This window comes from Wolbachia endosymbiont (group A) of Sturmia bella (assembly GCF_964030905.1).
Classification (GTDB): domain Bacteria; phylum Pseudomonadota; class Alphaproteobacteria; order Rickettsiales; family Anaplasmataceae; genus Wolbachia; species Wolbachia pipientis.
Window position 1 is genome coordinate 439832 of sequence record NZ_OZ034988.1, and the last position, 20180, is coordinate 460011.

Annotated in this window: 19 protein-coding genes and 3 pseudogenes; 11 read left to right on the plus strand and 11 right to left on the minus strand. The window is 34.8% G+C overall.

What is annotated here, in order from left to right; translation table 11 throughout:
- Positions 1-135 precede the first annotated feature (135 nt).
- Positions 136-1374: a cell division protein FtsA gene (gene ftsA, locus ACQH3L_RS02160; RefSeq protein ID WP_010962406.1), complete on the plus strand. Its 1239-nt coding sequence runs from the start codon at positions 136-138 to the stop codon at positions 1372-1374.
- A gap of 132 nt (positions 1375-1506) precedes the next feature.
- A complete protein-coding gene (gene map / locus ACQH3L_RS02165) occupies positions 1507-2289 on the plus strand; it encodes a type I methionyl aminopeptidase (RefSeq protein ID WP_095742848.1) in 783 nt (260 codons plus the stop codon).
- 27 nt (positions 2290-2316) lie between these two features.
- Here map and ACQH3L_RS02170 read toward each other — a convergent pair whose 3' ends face one another.
- Positions 2317-3564 (minus strand): MFS transporter, encoded by a 1248-nt coding sequence (locus ACQH3L_RS02170; protein WP_010962408.1) that lies wholly within the window; start codon positions 3562-3564, stop codon positions 2317-2319.
- A gap of 213 nt (positions 3565-3777) precedes the next feature.
- On the opposite strand from ACQH3L_RS02170, the gene rsmH reads away from it, so the two are divergent.
- Both rsmH and ftsL read left to right on the plus strand, forming a co-directional pair.
- Positions 3778-4722 carry a 16S rRNA (cytosine(1402)-N(4))-methyltransferase RsmH gene (rsmH, locus tag ACQH3L_RS02175; RefSeq protein WP_425384930.1) on the plus strand — a complete coding sequence of 315 codons (945 nt, stop codon included), beginning with the start codon at positions 3778-3780 and terminating at the stop codon, positions 4720-4722.
- Positions 4719-5030 (plus strand): cell division protein FtsL, encoded by a 312-nt coding sequence (gene ftsL / locus ACQH3L_RS02180; RefSeq protein WP_010962410.1) that lies wholly within the window; start codon positions 4719-4721, stop codon positions 5028-5030. Before rsmH ends, ftsL begins: the two co-directional genes overlap by 4 nt.
- Positions 5031-5331: 301 nt before the next feature.
- On the opposite strand, the gene ACQH3L_RS02185 is transcribed toward ftsL, so the two are convergent.
- The gene (locus ACQH3L_RS02185; protein WP_010962411.1) at positions 5332-5631 is read right to left on the minus strand and encodes an NADH dehydrogenase ubiquinone Fe-S protein 4; all 300 of its coding nucleotides are present in this window, start codon (positions 5629-5631) and stop codon (positions 5332-5334) included.
- A 145-nt stretch (positions 5632-5776) separates the two neighbouring features.
- Here ACQH3L_RS02185 and ACQH3L_RS02190 point away from each other — a divergent pair, with 145 nt between their 5' ends.
- Positions 5777-6388 (plus strand): 50S ribosomal protein L25/general stress protein Ctc, encoded by a 612-nt coding sequence (locus ACQH3L_RS02190; protein ID WP_010962412.1) that lies wholly within the window; start codon positions 5777-5779, stop codon positions 6386-6388.
- A complete protein-coding gene (gene pth / locus ACQH3L_RS02195) occupies positions 6388-6936 on the plus strand; it encodes an aminoacyl-tRNA hydrolase (RefSeq protein WP_070356754.1) in 549 nt (182 codons plus the stop codon). Before ACQH3L_RS02190 ends, pth begins: the two co-directional genes overlap by 1 nt.
- A 2-nt stretch (positions 6937-6938) precedes the next feature.
- Here the strand turns inward: pth and ACQH3L_RS02200 are convergent, their stop codons facing one another.
- The 4 genes from ACQH3L_RS02200 to ACQH3L_RS02215 all read right to left on the minus strand — a co-directional run bounded on the left by ACQH3L_RS02200 (position 6939) and on the right by ACQH3L_RS02215 (position 11402).
- Positions 6939-7901: an IS481-like element ISWpi4 family transposase gene (locus tag ACQH3L_RS02200; protein WP_006279689.1), complete on the minus strand. Its 963-nt coding sequence runs from the start codon at positions 7899-7901 to the stop codon at positions 6939-6941.
- Between the two features lie 442 nt (positions 7902-8343).
- Positions 8344-9492: a 2-octaprenyl-6-methoxyphenyl hydroxylase gene (gene ubiH / locus ACQH3L_RS02205; protein ID WP_010082229.1), complete on the minus strand. Its 1149-nt coding sequence runs from the start codon at positions 9490-9492 to the stop codon at positions 8344-8346.
- A gap of 60 nt (positions 9493-9552) precedes the next feature.
- Positions 9553-11232: a recombinase family protein gene (locus ACQH3L_RS02210; RefSeq protein ID WP_425384931.1), complete on the minus strand. Its 1680-nt coding sequence runs from the start codon at positions 11230-11232 to the stop codon at positions 9553-9555.
- Positions 11226-11402: a hypothetical protein gene (locus ACQH3L_RS02215; protein WP_182319925.1), complete on the minus strand. Its 177-nt coding sequence runs from the start codon at positions 11400-11402 to the stop codon at positions 11226-11228. Before ACQH3L_RS02215 ends, ACQH3L_RS02210 begins: the two co-directional genes overlap by 7 nt.
- 617 nt (positions 11403-12019) lie before the next feature.
- On the opposite strand from ACQH3L_RS02215, the gene ACQH3L_RS02220 reads away from it, so the two are divergent.
- Entirely contained in the window at positions 12020-12649 is a 630-nt protein-coding gene (locus ACQH3L_RS02220) for a hypothetical protein (RefSeq protein ID WP_425384932.1), read from the plus strand.
- A gap of 74 nt (positions 12650-12723) precedes the next feature.
- On the opposite strand, the gene ACQH3L_RS02225 is transcribed toward ACQH3L_RS02220, so the two are convergent.
- The 3 genes and pseudogenes from ACQH3L_RS02225 to ACQH3L_RS02235 form a co-directional block, all read right to left on the minus strand.
- Entirely contained in the window at positions 12724-13746 is a 1023-nt protein-coding gene (locus ACQH3L_RS02225) for a P-loop NTPase (protein WP_425384933.1), read from the minus strand.
- A 7-nt stretch (positions 13747-13753) separates the two neighbouring features.
- Positions 13754-14065 (minus strand): annotated as a pseudogene (locus ACQH3L_RS02230) (hypothetical protein); the annotation flags it as partial.
- A gap of 95 nt (positions 14066-14160) precedes the next feature.
- Positions 14161-14484: an HNH endonuclease gene (locus tag ACQH3L_RS02235; protein WP_022626216.1), complete on the minus strand. Its 324-nt coding sequence runs from the start codon at positions 14482-14484 to the stop codon at positions 14161-14163.
- Between the two features lie 154 nt (positions 14485-14638).
- Here ACQH3L_RS02235 and ACQH3L_RS02240 point away from each other — a divergent pair.
- The 4 genes and pseudogenes from ACQH3L_RS02240 to ACQH3L_RS02255 all read left to right on the plus strand — a co-directional run.
- Positions 14639-15313, plus strand: a pseudogene (locus ACQH3L_RS02240) (IS3 family transposase); the annotation flags it as partial.
- A gap of 145 nt (positions 15314-15458) precedes the next feature.
- Positions 15459-15635: a hypothetical protein gene (locus tag ACQH3L_RS02245; RefSeq protein WP_182319925.1), complete on the plus strand. Its 177-nt coding sequence runs from the start codon at positions 15459-15461 to the stop codon at positions 15633-15635.
- A complete protein-coding gene (locus ACQH3L_RS02250) occupies positions 15629-17293 on the plus strand; it encodes a recombinase family protein (RefSeq protein WP_425384934.1) in 1665 nt (554 codons plus the stop codon). The genes ACQH3L_RS02245 and ACQH3L_RS02250 overlap by 7 nt, the downstream gene beginning before the upstream one ends.
- A pseudogene (locus ACQH3L_RS02255) lies at positions 17269-17673 on the plus strand (transposase); the annotation flags it as partial. The gene ACQH3L_RS02250 and the pseudogene ACQH3L_RS02255, both read left to right, overlap by 25 nt.
- A gap of 48 nt (positions 17674-17721) precedes the next feature.
- Here ACQH3L_RS02255 and ACQH3L_RS02260 read toward each other — a convergent pair.
- Positions 17722-19125, minus strand: coding sequence for an NAD(P)H-dependent flavin oxidoreductase (locus tag ACQH3L_RS02260; RefSeq protein ID WP_425384935.1), 1404 nt, complete (start codon positions 19123-19125; stop codon positions 17722-17724).
- Between the two features lie 327 nt (positions 19126-19452).
- Positions 19453-20040, minus strand: a complete 588-nt coding sequence (coaE, locus tag ACQH3L_RS02265) for a dephospho-CoA kinase (protein ID WP_006280338.1) — start codon at positions 20038-20040, stop codon at positions 19453-19455.
- Positions 20041-20180: the final 140 nt, after the last annotated feature.

The following is a 20180-nucleotide window of genomic DNA, read 5'->3' on the forward strand; positions in this document are numbered from 1 at the left end:
AATTATAATTCTATGTTTTGCTTTTCCTTTTGTCCAGAATTTAGTGTATATTAAAATGTTGCTATATCTATAATAGAAATATAAATTATTAAAGGAAGCTACAATTTAAATGAAATTGCGTAATAAGGTTAACTAATGTACTCTGCAGTAATAGCAAAACCAAAGAGAAATGTTTTTGCTGTTTTAGACATAGGTACAACAAAGATTATTTGTCTAATCGTTAAGATAAATGGCAACTTCAGCTATAAAGTAACAGGAACGGGTTATAAGATTGCAGAAGGTGTAAACGGTGGATCAATAACTAATGTAAAACACGCAAATTACTCCATCTCATCAACTATAGGTTTAGCTGAACAAGTATCAGAAGAAACCATAGATCAGATATATGTGAACATTGCTGGATGTGGCATCTCATCTTTCAATGTACATAATGAAATTATTGCAGCTAACCATGAGATTTCTGAGCGTGATATAAGACGTGTAGTTTTTCAAACATTTGAGAAATATATTGAAGACAATGTTATCATTCACAATATACCACTAAAATATCACTTAGATGACATGACTGACATAAAAGAAGTTGGTGGATTGTACGGAAAAAGACTATCTGCTGATGTTAATGTTGTCACTGCTTCGCGTCCAGCGCTTACCAATATTGAAAACTGTATTACCAATAATGGTGGATTAAATATGGCAGGTTGTATTGCTTCTGCATATTCTGCAGGTCTTGCCTGTCTGAGTGGAGATGAAAAAGAGCTCGGGACTGCTATTGTTGATATAGGCGGTGGGTGCACTGCAATTGGAATTTTCAAAAGAGGGAAACTTGTGTATGCAAGCAGCGTTCCAATTGGTGGTGTTCATATCACTCGAGATATTGCTTACGGGCTATGCACAAGCATAGAACGTGCAGAGTATATAAAAATACTGTATGGCAGCACTATCGTAACTTCAATAGATGAGAATGAGTACATTACAATGCAAAACAACGAAAATGATGAACCTACTCAAGTATTCAAATCTGAGCTTATTAACATCATAAGACCAAGAGTTGAAGAAATACTTGAAATGGTAAGAGAGCAATTTCAAGAGCAGAAAGATCCAATTAATAAAGTAGTGATCACAGGTGGAACTAGTCAACTCACAAGCATGAAGGAAATTGCAGGCTATATATTCAATAAGCAAGTTCGAATTGGGTGCCCTGAGTCTTGTAGCGGTCTTGATGGCGAATATGATAAAAATCCTGTATTTTCTGCTGCTATAGGCTCTATAAAGCTAATAGTTGACACTTTTTATAAAAATAATTCTGGTATTTTAGGTCAGGATGGTAAAATGAGTAAATTGTATAATTGGGTTAAATCAAAAGTTACAGTCTAGATTTCTGTTTTACCACCTTTCATACAAATGACTTGACACTAGGATCCATAGGACTTATTTTTATAATATGTAAAATTATTATGTTTATGTACTTGCGAGTAAGCGTACCAATTACAATAAGACATGGAAAATATGAACATAACTATACACTCACAAGAAGATTTTGAATTTATGCGCAAGGCTGGCAGGCTTGCTGCTGAAACTCTTGATTTCATTGCACCGTACGTAAAGGTAGGGGTGACAACTAATGAATTAAATGATCTATGCCATGACTTTATAATTAATGCAGGTGCAATTCCAGCACCACTAAATTATAGGGGGTATCCAAAATCAATCTGCACCTCAAAAAATGCCGTTGTGTGCCATGGTGTTCCTGATGATACACCGCTTAAAGATGGGGATATTTTGAATATTGACGTTACGGTGATTTTAAATGGCTGGCATGGTGATACAAGTCGCATGTTTTGGGTTGGCAAGCCATCAATAAAAGCAAAACGTTTATGTGACGCTACTTATAATGCGTTGATGGAAGCAATCAAACAAGTTAAGCCCGGCAATAAGTTAAATGAAATAGGGCTTGCTATAGAGAAATATATTAGAGATTTTGGATATTCTATCGTACGCAGCTACTGCGGACATGGTATAGGAAAAGTCTTTCATGCTCCACCAAATGTAGTGCATTTCTATGATCAAGATGAAGATCTTGTCTTAAAGGAAGGTATGTTTTTTACAATAGAGCCAATGATTAATGCTGGAAAACATGAGACTCTGCTCAGTAAACTCGATGACTGGACAGTAACAACACGCGATCTTTCACTTTCTGCTCAATTTGAGCATACACTTGGAGTAACAAAAGATGGTGCTGAAATATTCACATTATCACCTAAGAATTGGCATTTCCCACCTTATAATTAGATTTTTTTAAATTCTGCTATACTGCAACTATACTTGGTTTACTTTGGGTAATTTTGAAGAAAGCTCACCCTTAATTTGCGATATAGCAACTAGCCCAATTAATGCACAGAAAATCATGTAAAAACTAGCTGAAGTCTCTTGTCCTGTAACCTTGATAATTGTTGTGCATATAAATGGTGCAAGGCCGCCAAAAAATCCAGCAGCTATATTTCTTGATAAACCAAATCCACTGTACCGAACCTTTGTTGGAAATAATTCGCACATAAGTGCACTGACAGGACCAAGCGATGCAGCTATTGGAATTATAAAAAGAATGTGTGCCAGCAAGTAATTGCCACTACATAACATTGAAAAAACTGGATAACTCACTATTACAAAAGCTATAAATGCAAATTTCATAACTTTTTCTCTTCCTACCTTATCAGAAAGTATTGCAAACAATATTGTCAATCCTCCGAGCGCAATTTGACTCAGTATTTCCACTATATGATTAAAATGAGTATTTACTGTTAATATTTTATTCGTAAGCACATTGAAAAATACCAAATATATATAGAGAGACGCATTTTCAACCAAGTCAATACCTATTGATATTAGAACAGGCTTTTTGTAATTGTTTAATAACTCTTTTAGTGGCAATTTAGACGGATTTTTTTGTCTTTTATACTCTGGGCTTTCATCAAGTATATATCTCACATATATGCTAATTAATCCCATTGCTAAACTGAAAATGAAAGGTAATCTCCACCCCCAAGATTCAAAATCAGATACTTTTTTGCATATGAGTACCGCTATCAGGCTTAATACTGAACCAAAAATTGCGCTTAATACTTCAATGCTGCCAAAAAATCCTTTTTTGTTTTTAGGAGCATGTTCTATTAAAAATGGTGCATTTCCTGCTTCTCCTCCAAGGGATATACCCTGCAATAGCCTTAAACAAACTACCAGAATTGATGCTAGTATTCCAATGCTTTGATAACCTGGAACAAAAGCAATTAATACGGTTGATAAAGTCATTAATATAATCGAGAGCAATAAGGCAACTCTTCTGCCATGTTTATCACCAATGTGACCAAATATAGCAGCACCGACTGGTCTCATTAAGAAACCCACTGCAAACACTCCAAAAGCCTTCAATACGCTGGTTAGTTGATCATCCGATGGAAAAAACACACCACCTATTATGTTTATTAAGTGGCCAAAAAGCATGTGGTCATACCACAATAAAGTGTTACAAATCAAACTTGAAAATATTACTTTTGTTATTTGCTGCATAATTTCCCTATAGCCTGTTTGATCTTATATATAAAAAAAAATGTGAACGTTATGTGAATATTATATTAACAATATTAAACCTTGATTTTAATATTATTGCTCATATATTCCGATAAGATACCATATTTTGGCAAGAAAATCTATGTACATAAATAAAATTGATGTGAAGAGTAGAGTAGGATATCTACACCAACTGTACTTAAATTTTTTGATATGACACACACTCCAGTTTTGTTAAAAGAGATGCTATCACTACTATCGCCGCAGGATGGTGGCATATACGTGGACGCCACATTTGGAGCTGGAGGGTATAGCAAAGCAATATTGGAGTCAGCTGATTGCAAGGTATATGCAATTGATAGAGATGAAACGGTAACTAAGTTTTATGATGATTTAAGCGTTAGACATCCCGATAGAATAAAACTATTCATTGAGAAGTTTAGTAATATTAAAAGTATACTAAGCAGCGTTGAGCCATCTCCTGTCATCCCAGTACTTGATACTGGAAAAAATAACTGGTCACGCGCTGGAATGACATCAAACGGAGTGGATGGAGTGGTCTTTGACATCGGAGTTTCATCTATGCAGCTTGATAACGGAGATAGAGGGTTCTCATTTTTACATGATGGTCCACTCGATATGAGCATGGATAACTCTTCTTATATAAACGCTTCAACGTTTGTTAACGCTTTACGCGAAGAAGAAATCGCAAATACTATATATAACTACGGAGGCGAACGTCATTCTCGCAAAATTGCAAGAGCAATAATAAATGCACGGAAGAAGAAAACTATCAAAACTACATTTGAGCTTGCGGATATTGTACGTTCCGTGGTATTTCGTGGAAAAAGCAAAATTGATCCTGCAACCAGAACATTTCAGGCAATCAGAATATGGGTAAACGATGAGCTGGAAGAACTTGAAAAGGGTATTAAAGCTGCATCTGAGATTTTAAGTGAGAATGGCAAATTAATTGTCGTCACCTTTCATTCCTTAGAAGATCGTATAGTCAAAACTTTTTTTAAAGATTTATGTGCTACTGATTGCAAGACATTCTCTCTGCTAAATAAAAAAGTGATCGAAGCAAGTATAGAAGAAGTAAGTGCAAATCCGCGTTCACGCTCAGCAAAACTAAGAGCTATACAGAGGTTGTCGTGAGAACTTTCTGCATCATCTCAATAGTTATGTTTTTTCTTAGCATTGTAGGACTATTTAAGGTAAAATTACATGTTCAGTCGTTAAATAGAGAGCTAATAAAAATAAAAAGTGAAATTAATTTAGTACAAAGTGATATGAAAGTTTTACAAGCAGAATGGAGCTATTTGAATAATCCAAAAAGACTTGCAAGCCTTGTAAAGAAATACCTGAAAAATAACTCTTTAATACTGGCTAGCCAGGTTAAAAATCTTGACTCTCTAAATGGCCGCAGTGTGCTAGCACAACTTAAAATCCATGATCAACAGTGAGATTAAGTCTTATTTTTTACAGATGAGCACATCACAATAAAACTTACTTTGTATCCGTTCAGGATAGCGGCAAGGTAGTATAACCATAGAGTAAAAGTGAGTTTACAACAAATGGTGTCATCCCAGTGCTTGACACTGGGATCCAGCCTTTCCATAATCATCAAAAACATTGTATTTTAACGTAAAACAGCTATTTTTATGCTTACCAACTTAATAAAATTCCTGGATCCCAGTGTCTGGGCACTGGGATGACAAAGGAGAGCAGTGTCAGCTACTTGCATAACACCATTTGTTGTGCAACTTACTTTAGTATGAAATTGCTTGCGTAAGATTTTGGCAGCCTCTTAACATTTTTTGGCATTTCAATTATGTATTTAACGTTGCGTTTTTTTGCGTAGAATACTGCTTTTTCAAGAGAATCAAACTTTAATACAATCTGTTTTTTTGGATCTTTTGAGCCAACCCACCCCATCAAAGGTTCAATGTAGTAAGAGCCAGATTCAATTTTTAGGTGCCAGAAATTTGTATTACCTAAACCAGATTGTGTTGCAGTTCTTGTTGGTTTATAAATCCTAAAAACTACTTTATCGTCAATGCCCATAGTTCTTGTTAAATAAGCTTAAATATATATCTAAATAAATCCTTTCACAAACAATTAGTATGAAAGAATGAAGTTTGAAATAAATATTTTTATGTTATATTATTGTTAAATTATATTAAAAGGATTAGCTGAATAGGAGTAACCGATGACGCAACAGGAAATAGTAACAATTAATGCAGAGTTACGTGATATAACAAAAACAAAAGCGATGCATTCTCTAAGGAAGAAAGGAAACATCCCTGGAATCATATATGGAAAGGGCCATGATAATGTAAATTTGACATTGTCTGCAAAGGAATTCACAAAGCAATATAAGTCAGGCTCTCTTTCTGCACATTTGATAGAGCTGAATATTTCGGGCAAAAAGGAATATGCTCTTGTTCGCGATATCCAATTGCATGTAGTAAAGGATACTGTGCAACATGTTGATTTTCAGTTTGTTGATAAAGGCAGTGAAATTAAAATAGACATACCTCTATCATTTGTGAATGAAAGTAAAGCTCCAGGAATCAAATTAGGTGGAGTGCTTAATGTTTTGTGTCGTTCTATTGCTGTTAAATGCTCTCCTGATAAAATACCTCAGGTTATTGAAGTTGATTTATCCGGTAAAATGATTGGCCAATCTATACATATCAATGATGTAAAATTACCAGAAGGTGTTAAGTTTGTAGCTCATGAAGAAGAAAATTTTACCATTGTTACAATTTCTGCTGCCGATAGTGACGTTGAAGAACCTCAAGCAGAAACAGAGGAATAGTGCACCTGATAGTTGGGCTTGGTAACCCTGGTAGTCAATATGAGTTAACTCATCATAATATCGGCTTCATCGTAGTTGATACAATTTGCAAATATTGGAATTTCCATTCGTTCTCTAAAAAAGCCGATTATCTGATAACCTCTGGCATAATTAATGATAATAAAATTATGTTAATAAAGCCTTATTCATTTATGAATAATTCAGGCATCCCTGTTGCAAAAATACGAAACTTTTACAAATTATCGCTAGATAATATCGTTGTCATACACGATGACGCTGATTTGGAACTTGGAAGAATAAAAGTAAAGAAAGGTGGTAGTTCTGCTGGACATAATGGACTTAAATCCATAGATAGTTTTATTGGCAACGATTATTGGCGCTTGAGATTTGGAGTGGGTAGACCTGAAGATCAAAGAAGCTTAGCAGATTATGTGTTATCAAAATTTTCAAATTTTGATAATGTTACTCCCTTAGTGGAAAAAATAGCAAAAAATATACACTTAATGCTGCAAGGAGATAATACAGCTTTTATCAATTTGATTGTATAATATTACGAAACACAGGAAGTGTATGGTCCCAGAGTGTGATGGTGTGGATTTAGTATGAACAATTCAGGAGATTTTGTCCACTGTAAAGATATAAACTCAAAAGGTGTAAGACCCTTAAGAGTTTTGAGTCTTTTAGCATAATTGTAGGCCATAACAAAGTCATAAAGATGCTCTTTGAGTTGCTGGTGAGACTGATAGTAATACTTCTTAACAGTGGCATTCTTTAAAGTTTTGTTCATACGCTCAACTTGCCCATTTGTCCAAGGATGGCTAACTTTTGTTAGACGGTGTTCAATGTCATTTTCTTCACAAGCTCTATCAAATATATGTTGAAAAGCGTATTTATGGCGTTTTTGGTTGGTAAATTGTACACTGTTATCTGTCAAAATAGTGTGGATTTTATATGGTAAAATTTTAATCAAATTACGTAGAAACTCAGCAGCTATAGGTTTTGTAGCACTTTTATGCAACTCAACATACGTAAATTTGGATGTTCTATCTATTGCAACAAACAAATATAACTTTCCTTCTTCTGTTCTGACTTCTGCAATATCAATATGGAAATAGCCTATAGGATATTGTTTGAATTTCTTTTTTGGTTTAACTTCGCCATCAACATCTGGTAGTCTGCTAATGCTGTGCCTCTGTAAGCAACGATGTAGACTAGAGCGAGTCAAGTGTGGGATTGAGGTTTGCAAAGCGTAGAGACAATCATCTAATGGCAATAGAGTATGCTTACGAAATGCAACAATTACAGCCTCCTCTTCTAAAGTTAAAACAGTTGATCTTGCATGCTTCGGACCCATATCAGCGTCTTTGGCAAAAGACCGTTTTCTCCATTTAATGATAGTTTTTGGATTAAGGTTATAGTACCTGGAGAGTTTTGCTATGCTCTCTTTACTATTTTGTATTGCTCTACGAATTGTCTCTGTTGTTTTGGCGCACCCATGTAATATTTGTCCCATAATTCCTCCTTTGATGGTATTGTTTTCTCATATTTTATCATACCATCACACTCTGGGACCATACATCCCCCCCTCCCCCCCTAATTCCTATATCAAACCTTTCTTTACTAGATTATATAGTCAATATAAAAAGCCATATAAAATTGCTTCCACTGCTGCCATGAGGAAATTGCTTATTCTTGCTAACTCTTTAGTCAGAGATGACAGGGTTTTTACTGAGGAATATAACTCTCTGTCTGTTTCTATCTAAGAGCCAGTATAGCTGTGGATAAGCACGTTTATACAGATAAAAGTACTTATCCACAGCTACATCAATTTTTCTATTGACTTTTAACACAACTGCTGAACAGATACATTCGTCATCCCGCTACGTGTTAGCGGCCAAGATACCGCGGCGGTATGCCGTGGGAAACCTGACTTGCATTAGCTATAAAATAGTGATTTATATAAATCCCATAGCATGCCGAATGAAGCGTTTTTTGAGGAAATTTGAATTTTCAACTGCAATCAAGCCAAGATTTCTTAGTGCTTTAGCGCAGAATATTCTGTTGGAAAACATCCTATTTAATCCATCAGTTGCAAGCGCCATTGTAAAATTATCAAAGTATCTGTTACGTGAAATTTTCTTTAATAAATAACTACTGCCAACATCAATACCAGATGCTTTTGCGGCAACTACGTGCTTTATAATACTTTCTACATCTCTAATTCCAAGATTAAGCCCTTGACCTGCAACTGGATGAATTGAATGTGCTGCATCGCCGATAAGCAAAACTCTACCCTTATATAACTTTTTTGCGAAAACAAAACTTAAAGGATAAAGTTTTCTTTCACCCTCTAATTTTATCTCTCCTAAATAAGAACCAAATCTTTTTTTAAGCTCTATAATAAATTCTTCTTCAGACAGATCCATTAGCATTTTTGAAATTTCAGATTTTTCTGTCCAAACTATCGAAGAAGTATAGCCACCCTTCATCGGTAGAATTGCAAATGGACCGCCAGGGAAAAAACGCTCCACAGCTAAGTTTTGGTGATGCAGTTCATGCTTTACATTAAATACTATGCTACTTTGTTTATAGTCAAATTTCACTGTCGGTATAGAAAATAACTCTGGTAATTTAGAGTTTTTGCCTTCAGCACAGATAAGTAGCGATGATATTAATTCCTGGTTATTATCAAGAATCACTTCCACATATCCTGAATCACAAGCAATTGTTTTATAGGAATGTGGAGAGTATATATTCAGTTTATTTAGAAAATTATTGTTGATTGCATTCCATATAGTAGCATTGTTGATAACATAACCCATTGGCTCTTCGCTAACCATTTTATGATTGTAATGCACAGTAACCGCATCTAATATGCATATATCAAGTATTGGCTCAGCTTCACTTTCCACAAACTGCCAAATCCCTAACTTTTCCAATATTTTTTTCGAGCCTTGAGAAATAGCAAATGCTCGATTATCATCTACTACACGTGGTAGACTATTTTTTTCAATCACAGCTACAGACACAGAGTCACAACTGAGGCCAATGGCAGTAATAAGACCAAGTAACCCACCACCTGAAATGATTACATCATAATTCATTTTATTTACGCTAATTGTAAAATTATATTTTATCTGTTTTGAAAATAGTTTAAACAAACTTTATAGACAAAGACCTATAGCTAACCCAAGAAAGGTTTCCCTACCCCTACAACAACATTGCAAGCATTGATTTTTCTCCATATGAAAAGAGTCTGGAAGCTCTTTTACTCTAAACACGATGTTTACATCCTCAAAATTAATCTCAATTCGCTTAACTAACGTTCTAATAATATCACGTTTAGTTAGCCAGTCTGCATTATTAAGACTTGAGTTAATACTAGAGGAAAACCCCTCTAAATTTGTTACTACTAGAGTTAACTCTTGTGTGAGTTTTTTCTGATCAAATATCTTTTTCTTTTGTTCTTCAACCATTTTTAAGTTTTGTTTCATTGCTTTAATTCTTGGCTCAAATTCTTCTTGATCAATATATTCTTGAGCATAACTATCAATTAACCTTGCAATACCTCGTTTTAATTTATCTTCTTGTGTTTCAAGCAAAGCACTTTTTTGATCTAGTGGTGATTTTTTAAGTTCTGAAAGTCTACGTTTATACTCCTCTAATATTCTATTTGGATTTTTTAATAGATGTTTTACCTCTTCCCACACAGCCATGTCTAATGTATCTGTACGAATTAATTTGTTGTTACACATTTTATTACCGCCAAAACGGTATGAATCCGTGCCAACACAACGATAATATACCTGATTATTAGTTTTTTCCCCCTCCTTATTCCTTGCAGTGCTAGTACCATAATATGCATAATTGCAAAGCTTACATACTACTAAACCTTGCAATAAATGTCTTGCTCCTCTTTGTCTTGTTCTTGCTATTTTTCTATTCTCAGCTAATTGTTCTTGAACGATTTCAAATAAATCTTCGCTTACTATACTAGGTACTTTAATATAAATCCAATCCTCTTTTGGAACAGGATAAGTAGAATAATTATCTTTTGGATGCTCGCAGGAGTTTTTTTTCGGTCTTATATGTTTTAGTTTGACACCAAACCTTGTTTTACCAAAAGCTGCTTGTCCTTTATAAGCAGAGTTTTTTAACATACTCAAAACTACAGCCCTATCCCAATACTCTTTTCCAGTTCTCGTCATAATGGACATAGCACTTAGCCTACGACATACTTCTCCTATACTGGCTCTTTCTCTTCCTACCCAAGAAAATACTTTACGAACAACTTCAGCTTCTTCTTCATAAATCTCAAATAAGGCCTGTCCTGTTTCTGTATTTTTGTTTATATAACGATAGCCATAAGGAGCAGCACTCATTACACTTATACAACCCTTATTTGCTGCATAAATCTTTCCTCGACGACTTCGTTCCATGATTTTTGCACGTTCGTATTCTGCTATCATACCTTGCATTTGTAATAGTAATTGAGATTCTGGATTATCGCTAATTTGATGATTTAAAAAAATGACTTCCACTCCTAATTTCTTAAACTCTTCAAGTAATATCATCTGATATGCATACTTACGAGATAAACGATCAGGAGAATGAATATAAACCTTATCAATGTTACCTTCTGCTATTTTATCACGTAATTTTTCCAAACCAGGACGGATTATGTTAGAACCACTATAACCATTATCAATAAATTTATATTCATTTAATAATTTATGTCCATCCATACTAATTTGATTCTCTATAGCAGCAATTTGGCTTGCTATTGTATCTTCTTGTGCTTGCTTCCCTGAAGAAACTCTTGCATATAAACTAACTGTTACCATTTTACCGTCCTCAAATCTACTTTCTTATATTCAGAGTTTTCTTCCTTTTTGCTCGCTTTTATTGGTTTACTTAACACTAATTTTTCATACGCATCTAATAGATACAACTCTGCTAATCGATTTACTTCATAACTACAACTAATACGAACTATTAATTTCTTGTTGCCCATGAGCTCTACCATATATTATCCATCGAGACATATGGTTATTTGATCATTAGCTCTATAAATAAATTCAACTCTCCGTTCTTTTTGTAGAAGCTTTCGGGAAATAGTCTTCTCAAGTTTCAGGTTTATTGCAATATTGTTGGCGGAGTCCCTACGTCATACCGCGATTCATTCCATAGCTGTACGAACATTGCAATGTGGCACATAGTAAACGATGTCATGAAAGTAGCTGACACTGGAATTCAGAAAAAAGGATGATGTTATTCCAGTGCCTCTATGGTGTCATCCCAGTGCTTGACACTGGGATCCAGCCTTTCCATAATCATCAAAAACATTGTATTTTAACGTAAAACAGCTATTTTTATGCTTACCAACTTAATAAAATTCCTGGATCCCAGTGTCTGGGCACTGCCCACTGGTGGCCCAAACTACAACGTTCGTACAGTTGTGCGCGGTATAGATTCCGCTAACTAGTAGCGGAATGACGGTTTTTCAAATTGTCGGTAAACCTAAGCCACTTTAGCTATATCATCTTGAGAACACCTAAAAGTAAACTTCTGTAATAAAATGTTAATTACTTCATGCTAAGATAGATCTTATTTTATTAAAGGTATTAGTTTATGACTACAGATTGCAAAGCAAAAATGTTAAATTGCATTAGTAAGTACAGAGAAGAACTTGGAGAAAACAAAGCAGCAATCAAACAAACTTTAACTAATGATAAAATCAATATAAGCGATCACTTTTACCAGGGTAATAAAATCTGCAACGAAGAAATATTTAATGTAGGAGGCGAGTGTCAAGATACAAAACATGGTAACTCAGAATATACGTATGATGACTGGAAGCAAAAAATTGAAAAATCTCATGCTAAAGATTTGCTAAAAATGCTACAAGATAAAGCAAAAGACAAAATATTAAAGAGTTTTGAAGATTATGAAAAGTATCATGAAAATGCTGTTGAAGCTATAAAAAGAGAATTAGACATAGATTCGAAATTAAAGGCAATATTCAGAGAAAAGCAACAACCAGAAACTGATGAAACTCGAGCATATTATGACATTATACGAGGTTTGTATGAAAATGGAGACATGGATTCTCAATTAAAGTGCAGAGATCTTGATTGTTTTGATAGAACAATAAAGGATAATCTATCCCAAAAACAATCGGAATTAACTAATATAAAGAATAACTTTTTAGATGATACACAAAACATCTTTAAATATATTCAAGTTGAAGATAATATTTGATAGACGAATATCTATTTTATAGTAAAGAGGACAGACGAATTCTTAAAGTCTCTTTGCGTAAAGCTGTGTTTTTTTTAGAATTTTACAGCTATGCAATGTTTTACTGTTTCCAAAGCAATATCTTTATAAATTTTTGCCAAATCCTCACTTAACATTAAAGGATTTCCGCAATCAGAAGCATGGCATATTTGTGGATCTAGAGGAACTCTGCCTAGAAGTTTGATGCCCAGCTCCTCAGACATTTTTTTTGCACCGTCTTTTCCAAATATGTATATTTTTGAGCCGCTTTGAATGAAATAACTCATATTTTCTACAATGCCAATAACCGGTACGCTGAGCTTTGTAAACATATCATAAATTTTGCGAGCATCGATTAAAGAGAGCTCCTGTGGAGTTGAAACTATTATCGCCCCAGTTAAGTTAAAATTTTCCATAAGACTTAAATGCACATCGCCAGTTCCAGGTGGTGTATCAACTATCAAATACTCTATATCGGACCATTTTGTTCCCATTAGAAGATTATAAAGTGCTTTTGTAATCATAGGTCCGCGCCATATTGCTGCACGATCTTTATCGATAAAATAGCCAATTGAAATAGTATGCAGTCCATACTTTTCTATAGGCATTGCTTTACTATCCTGTATTTCTGGCTTTAATTTTTCAGCGCCAAGCATTTTAGGAATTGAAGGACCATATATATCTGCATCAACCAGCGCAACTTTGTGTTTTAACTTTGCTAATGAGAGAGCAAGATTTAGCGCAACTGTGGACTTGCCCACACCGCCTTTACCAGAGGCCACAACGATTATATTTTTCACTCCTTCGATATGTAATTTAGCTTTTTGTTGCCCAGTTTGTTTTTGACAAGTAGCAACCACGGTCACTTTTGTCACCCCCGGTATAGCTTTAACAGCTTGCTCACAATTTCTTCTTAATTCTTCATTTGCTTGCGTGTTACCGGCAACTTCAAGCACAAAACCAACATCTTGACCTTTAATAATAATTGAGGATATTATGCCAAGAGCGATCACATCTTTACCGCTTTTTTGCTCTATGACTTTTTTTAAGTTCTCTCTTATAATTTTTTCGTTGATCATTAGCCTTTTAGGTGATTTCTTCCTGAAGTCGTTTAATCTCAGCTTGAGGAAGGCCGGTTGTCTGAGAGATAATATCAATAGAGATGTCAGCCTTAAGTAGGTTTTTTGCTACTTCAATCTTTCCTTCAATCTTTCCCTCATCAAGTTTTTTAGCGAGGATGCCTTCTTCTTTCCGCAGATCCATTATTCTTTCTTCATATGCTACTAAATCTTTTTCATTCCAGCTAAACCTGTCTAATTCATCGTAGGCTAACTTTATTATTGGTGCTTTTTCTGCTATTTTCCTTAAGTCTTCTTCCGTAGTTTCATCTGCATATTGTTGTCTAAGTGAAGAAGGTCGCCCCTCCTCACTCGACTTCAAAACCGTACGTGAGACTTTGCGCCTCATACGGCTTCTCTCCAATTTGGAGCTTTTCATGCACACCTCCTGTGTAATTCATCGTGACAATGTCCATGTAACAAAGATAAGTTTTTGATCATGTTGTTTCGTCTATTCCGGTCTTTGTGATGTATTTCTATTGTATCATCACTTTTAAACCATAGTCTACAATTATCACATTTACTTTGTTGTAACTTCAATAGTTTTATTACTCTTAATGGCTTATCTGGTATTTTTCTCAGACGTTTACCCCAATAAACCCAATCACCATCATATGGAGATCTGGTTTTTTGCACTTTGATATGTCGTTTAATAACATGATCGCTGTGTATAATAAAATGTATCTTGTTACTTGTCATAAAACGCCAGTTATCGTTATTATACTTTTTAAAGTATTTTCTTTTTATCCAGCATTTCCCTTTGTTTGGGTGCCTAAAGACTGACCTTACCCAGAAAAAGTGGAGAGAAAGAAAAGAGTTCTTTTGGGTAAAATAAAATTTTGGAGGATTAGAAATGGTAAGAGAATATACAGCAGAATTCAAATTGGAAGCTGTTAAACTGGCAAATGAACAAAGAAAGGCAGGTCAAACAATTACAAAAATAGCAAGAGATTTAGGAATAAAGGGTGGTTTATTAGGAAAATGGGTAAAGAAACACAACGAAAAAAAGTCGGCGGCAAATGCATTTCCAGATGTAGCACCTTATGACAAAGAGAGGTTTGATTTACAAAGCAAGAGTAACAAGGGAAAGAGACATTTAAAAAAAAGCCCTGGCCAGTCAAAAAGAGTAAAATATTTTTTTATATAGTAACTGCTATAAAGTACAGGAATTATGTAGGATTTTCTGCTAGTGGCTACTATAAGTGGACCACAAGAAAAATAAGCAGTAGAGAATCAGCAAATAAAGAGCTACTCGCAGCTATTCAAAAAATATATCAAGTTTCTAAATGTAGATATGGAGCTCCTAAAATTCATGCTGAATTGAAGGCTTTGGGTAAAAGTTGCAATTTGAAAACGGTGCAAAGTATTATGCAGAAAAATGACATCAGGGCTATACTGAGAAGAAAGTTTAAAATTAAAAAACAACAAACAGATAATAGAGCTGTAGCTCCCAATATACTAGATCAAAACTTTATTGTTGATCAACCAAATAAAGTATGGGATTACTTACATCAAAACCAAGGAGGGACTCCGCCAACAATATTGCAATAAACCTGAAACTTGAGAAGACTATTTCCCGAAAGCTTCTACAAAAAGAACGGAGAGTTGAATTTATTTATAGAGCTAATGATCAAATAACCATATGTCTCGATGGATAATATATGGTAGAGCTCATGGGCAACAAGAAATTAATAGTTCGTATTAGTTGTAGTTATGAAGTAAATCGATTAGCAGAGTTGTATCTATTAGATGCGTATGAAAAATTAGTGTTAAGTAAACCAATAAAAGCGAGCAAAAAGGAAGAAAACTCTGAATATAAGAAAGTAGATTTGAGGACGGTAAAATGGTAACAGTTAGTTTATATGCAAGAGTTTCTTCAGGGAAGCAAGCACAAGAAGATACAATAGCAAGCCAAATTGCTGCTATAGAGAATCAAATTAGTATGGATGGACATAAATTATTAAATGAATATAAATTTATTGATAATGGTTATAGTGGTTCTAACATAATCCGTCCTGGTTTGGAAAAATTACGTGATAAAATAGCAGAAGGTAACATTGATAAGGTTTATATTCATTCTCCTGATCGTTTATCTCGTAAGTATGCATATCAGATGATATTACTTGAAGAGTTTAAGAAATTAGGAGTGGAAGTCATTTTTTTAAATCATCAAATTAGCGATAATCCAGAATCTCAATTACTATTACAAATGCAAGGTATGATAGCAGAATACGAACGTGCAAAAATCATGGAACGAAGTCGTCGAGGAAAGATTTATGCAGCAAATAAGGGTTGTATAAGTGTAATGAGTGCTGCTCCTTATGGCTATCGTTATATAAACAAAAATACAGAAACAGGACAGGCCTTATTTGAGATTTATGAAGAAGAAGCTGAAGTTGTTCGTAAAGTATTTTCTTGGGTAGGAAGAGAAAGAGCCAGTATAGGAGAAGTATGTCGTAGGCTAAGTGCTATGTCCATTATGACGAGAACTGGAAAAGAGTATTGGGATAGGGCTGTAGTTTTGAGTATGTTAAAAAACTCTGCTTATAAAGGACAAGCAGCTTTTGGTAAAACAAGGTTTGGTGTCAAACTAAAACATATAAGACCGAAAAAAAACTCCTGCGAGCATCCAAAAGATAATTATTCTACTTATCCTGTTCCAAAAGAGGATTGGATTTATATTAAAGTACCTAGTATAGTAAGCGAAGATTTATTTGAAATCGTTCAAGAACAATTAGCTGAGAATAGAAAAATAGCAAGAACAAGACAAAGAGGAGCAAGACATTTATTGCAAGGTTTAGTAGTATGTAAGCTTTGCAATTATGCATATTATGGTACTAGCACTGCAAGGAATAAGGAGGGGGAAAAAACTAATAATCAGGTATATTATCGTTGTGTTGGCACGGATTCATACCGTTTTGGCGGTAATAAAATGTGTAACAACAAATTAATTCGTACAGATACATTAGACATGGCTGTGTGGGAAGAGGTAAAACATCTATTAAAAAATCCAAATAGAATATTAGAGGAGTATAAACGTAGACTTTCAGAACTTAAAAAATCACCACTAGATCAAAAAAGTGCTTTGCTTGAAACACAAGAAGATAAATTAAAACGAGGTATTGCAAGGTTAATTGATAGTTATGCTCAAGAATATATTGATCAAGAAGAATTTGAGCCAAGAATTAAAGCAATGAAACAAAACTTAAAAATGGTTGAAGAACAAAAGAAAAAGATATTTGATCAGAAAAAACTCACACAAGAGTTAACTCTAGTAGTAACAAATTTAGAGGGGTTTTCCTCTAGTATTAACTCAAGTCTTAATAATGCAGACTGGCTAACTAAACGTGATATTATTAGAACGTTAGTTAAGCGAATTGAGATTAATTTTGAGGATGTAAACATCGTGTTTAGAGTAAAAGAGCTTCCAGACTCTTTTCATATGGAGAAAAATCAATGCTTGCAATGTTGTTGTAGGGGTAGGGATGGCTATATTTGGCAGCAATAATTCTCACGTATGGTAGTTAATGAGTAGTGCAATAATAAACAATTGGTTATGAACTCTTTATTAATGGCCATTAATAGGCGTAAACCTGTTAAAAATCTACTGCTGCACAGTGACCAAGGTTCACAATATACTGCGCAAGGGTATCAATATCTCTTAGCTGTAAAGAATATAGATGAGTAATAAAGGCTGTTGTTACGACAATTCTGTTGCAGAAAGCTTCTTTAGCTCATTGAAAAGAGAAATACTTATTGATACTTCACAACACTCTGCTCAACAAACTAGAACTGCAATATTTGAATACATAGAAATTTTTTATAACAAACAACGTCACTATTAACTATTGCATTCCAGAACAATTTGATGCATCATTCTTTTTGTAAAAAACATTCCACACTTTCTCTCCACTTTTTCTGGGTAAGGTCACTGACTCAATACCCAGTCAATATCCTTTCCACCAGTTCTTTTACTGCCGGTACGTAGCCATTCTCATAAAATGGATCTTGCTTAAATTTGTACACATTGTGCCCGGAAAACATGAGTTCGTTCTCAATATCACCATCGTGTATAACGTTTTGCAGTGTTTTTTGTATGCAAAAACTACGCGGATCTGGCTTTCGTCCTGTTGAATGGTCACCATGATCTTTCCAATTGCTAAACAAACAATGGCTCAAACATCCCATACAATTGATTTGATCTTCTCTTATTTGTTTAAATTTATCTGGCGTCACAAAAATAACAGTTGAATCTGGGGTTTTCATTGCTTCTGTGTACCCTGCTTTAGTCCATGTATTTGCCAGTTCTTTGTCTTTTGCAGTAAGGTAGATCTTCCTACCTCTGCTACCCATTGCAAATTCACTATTGGATTCTTCGCTGGCATTTTCTGAAAAATTTACTTGATGTAATTTTCGTTCCTGTAACTCACGTATAAAATTATTCCTCACCGCAGATGAGTAAAACCCTGTTGGACTGAATTTATTTAAAAATACATCACCTTCTTCTAAAGTGAGTAGCTTCTTTTTCCACTCTGCAGAAATTGGGCTTTCTTTCGTCAAAAGTGGACGAGTGCCAAACTGAAAAGCTATTGGTCCAATTTGCAGATTGTCAAACCAATGTTCCCAATCTTTCAAATGCCACACTCCTCCTGCCATAACAATTGGTGTTTCTGAAAGACCGATCTCGTTCATGAAAGATCTAAGCTCTGCAACTCTTTCAAATGGAGCCTGTGGTAGCTCTGGGTCTTCACTGTTACTCAGTCCATTGTGCCCTCCAGCAAGCCATGGATCTTCATACACTACTCCACCAAGCAAATAGGAAGATATTCTTTGGTAAGCACGCTTCCATAATGCTTTAAAAGCACGCACCGATGAGATAATAGGGTAATAATAAACCTGATATTTAGCTGCAATTTCTCCAAGCCTATAAGGCATACCAGCACCGCAGGTAATACCATGAATCAAACCTTTCGCTCCTTCTAATATGCCATGAAGTACGCGTTCTGCTGCTCCCATCTCCCAAAGTACATTCATGTGTATTCTTCCATGACCTTTTGATATTTCATTTGCTATTCTTGCCTGACTAATTCCAGCTTCAATACTATACTCAATCAATTCACTATGCTTTTCATTTCTTGTTTTGCCTTTATAAATTAGTGGCACTAACTCGCCATTATCATCAATAAGCTTAGCATTTGCACCAGAAAATGTACCCACAGCATCTGCTGCAGCAAATGCTCTGCTTGATCTCCCATCACTAACTGCAATGCCTTTACCACCTTCGATGATTGGCCACACTTCCTTTCCTGAAATTACTATCTTTTTTATCTTATTTTTCAAAACTTCCTCGCAATCTTTCACTCTATTTTACTTAATTACTAAAAAAATGATAGCTGTTTATTTTTTCTTGTATCATTAAAGCTTCTGTAGCTACTCATGCTGTTGTAGTTTGAGAGCAGTTCCCATCGGAAGGGTGTCATTCCAGTGCTTGACACTGGAATCCAGTTTTTGATCAAAAATGTTGCTATAGTGCACAATCAATTTTCCTGGATCCAAGTAGTCTGGGCTACTTGGATGACAGGGGAGGGAGGCTGCTGGGATCCTGACAACCGTCATCCCGCTGCTTGTTAGCGGGATCTAGAGATACCGCGGCGGTATGACGTAGAGCTACGTGTTTAGGTTTAATGAATCCACTATATCTTTTACTTGAGAAAAAACATACTCTTTGCTTACACTGGTATCGATAATAAAGTCACTCATCTTCCTTTTCTCCTCAATAGATAACTGAACATCGGAGATTAGATTAAGCTTTTCTTTATCTATGTTGCGTTCGTTAAGTCTTTGAGCTTGCACAACGCTATCTGCATGAACAAAAACAATAAGGTCGCAATATAAATAAAATTTTGTTTCTAATAGAAGTGGCACATCTAAAACTAAAAGTTTTCTATCGATCTTTTTTTCCTTGGCAATAAAAAATTCTAATTCACGCAGCACAGCAGAGTGAACCAAAGATTGAAATTGTTTCCAATTTTCATCGTAGGCTAAGAAATATTTAGACAGTACTGTTCTATCTATTTCACCATTTACTACCACTCCAGGAAAATTTTTCTCTGCATAACTTATTATGCTTTTATCCACTTTATAAAGTTGGTGTACAACAGAATCAGCATCAAATACAACAGCACCAAACTCTTGAAAGCAATTAGCTACAAAGCTCTTTCCTACCCCAATTCCGCCTGTTAGACTTATAATCATATAACAAAATACATTCGACTTCTTTTGAAACTATAGCTAAGGTTTCTCTATATATATTAACTAGATTTTCTAGATCTCAGTGTCAAGCACATAACTATACGAACATTGCAATTTGTAGGTGGTGTTATTCCAGTCTGGAA

Coding starts and splice junctions, on each gene's coding strand:
- ftsA (WP_010962406.1), top strand. CDS start 136: ATGTACTCTGCAGTAATAGCAAAACCAAAGAGAAATGTTTTTGCTGTT.
- map (WP_095742848.1), top strand. CDS start 1,507: ATGAACATAACTATACACTCACAAGAAGATTTTGAATTTATGCGCAAG.
- ACQH3L_RS02170 (WP_010962408.1), bottom strand. CDS start 3,564: ATGCAGCAAATAACAAAAGTAATATTTTCAAGTTTGATTTGTAACACT.
- rsmH (WP_425384930.1), top strand. CDS start 3,778: ATGACACACACTCCAGTTTTGTTAAAAGAGATGCTATCACTACTATCG.
- ACQH3L_RS02185 (WP_010962411.1), bottom strand. CDS start 5,631: ATGGGCATTGACGATAAAGTAGTTTTTAGGATTTATAAACCAACAAGA.
- ACQH3L_RS02190 (WP_010962412.1), top strand. CDS start 5,777: ATGACGCAACAGGAAATAGTAACAATTAATGCAGAGTTACGTGATATA.
- ACQH3L_RS02200 (WP_006279689.1), bottom strand. CDS start 7,901: ATGGGACAAATATTACATGGGTGCGCCAAAACAACAGAGACAATTCGT.
- ubiH (WP_010082229.1), bottom strand. CDS start 9,492: ATGAATTATGATGTAATCATTTCAGGTGGTGGGTTACTTGGTCTTATT.
- ACQH3L_RS02210 (WP_425384931.1), bottom strand. CDS start 11,232: ATGGTAACAGTTAGTTTATATGCAAGAGTTTCTTCAGGGAAGCAAGCA.
- ACQH3L_RS02215 (WP_182319925.1), bottom strand. CDS start 11,402: ATGGGCAACAAGAAATTAATAGTTCGTATTAGTTGTAGTTATGAAGTA.
- ACQH3L_RS02220 (WP_425384932.1), top strand. CDS start 12,020: ATGACTACAGATTGCAAAGCAAAAATGTTAAATTGCATTAGTAAGTAC.
- ACQH3L_RS02225 (WP_425384933.1), bottom strand. CDS start 13,746: ATGATCAACGAAAAAATTATAAGAGAGAACTTAAAAAAAGTCATAGAG.
- ACQH3L_RS02235 (WP_022626216.1), bottom strand. CDS start 14,484: ATGACAAGTAACAAGATACATTTTATTATACACAGCGATCATGTTATT.
- ACQH3L_RS02245 (WP_182319925.1), top strand. CDS start 15,459: ATGGGCAACAAGAAATTAATAGTTCGTATTAGTTGTAGTTATGAAGTA.
- ACQH3L_RS02250 (WP_425384934.1), top strand. CDS start 15,629: ATGGTAACAGTTAGTTTATATGCAAGAGTTTCTTCAGGGAAGCAAGCA.
- coaE (WP_006280338.1), bottom strand. CDS start 20,040: ATGATTATAAGTCTAACAGGCGGAATTGGGGTAGGAAAGAGCTTTGTA.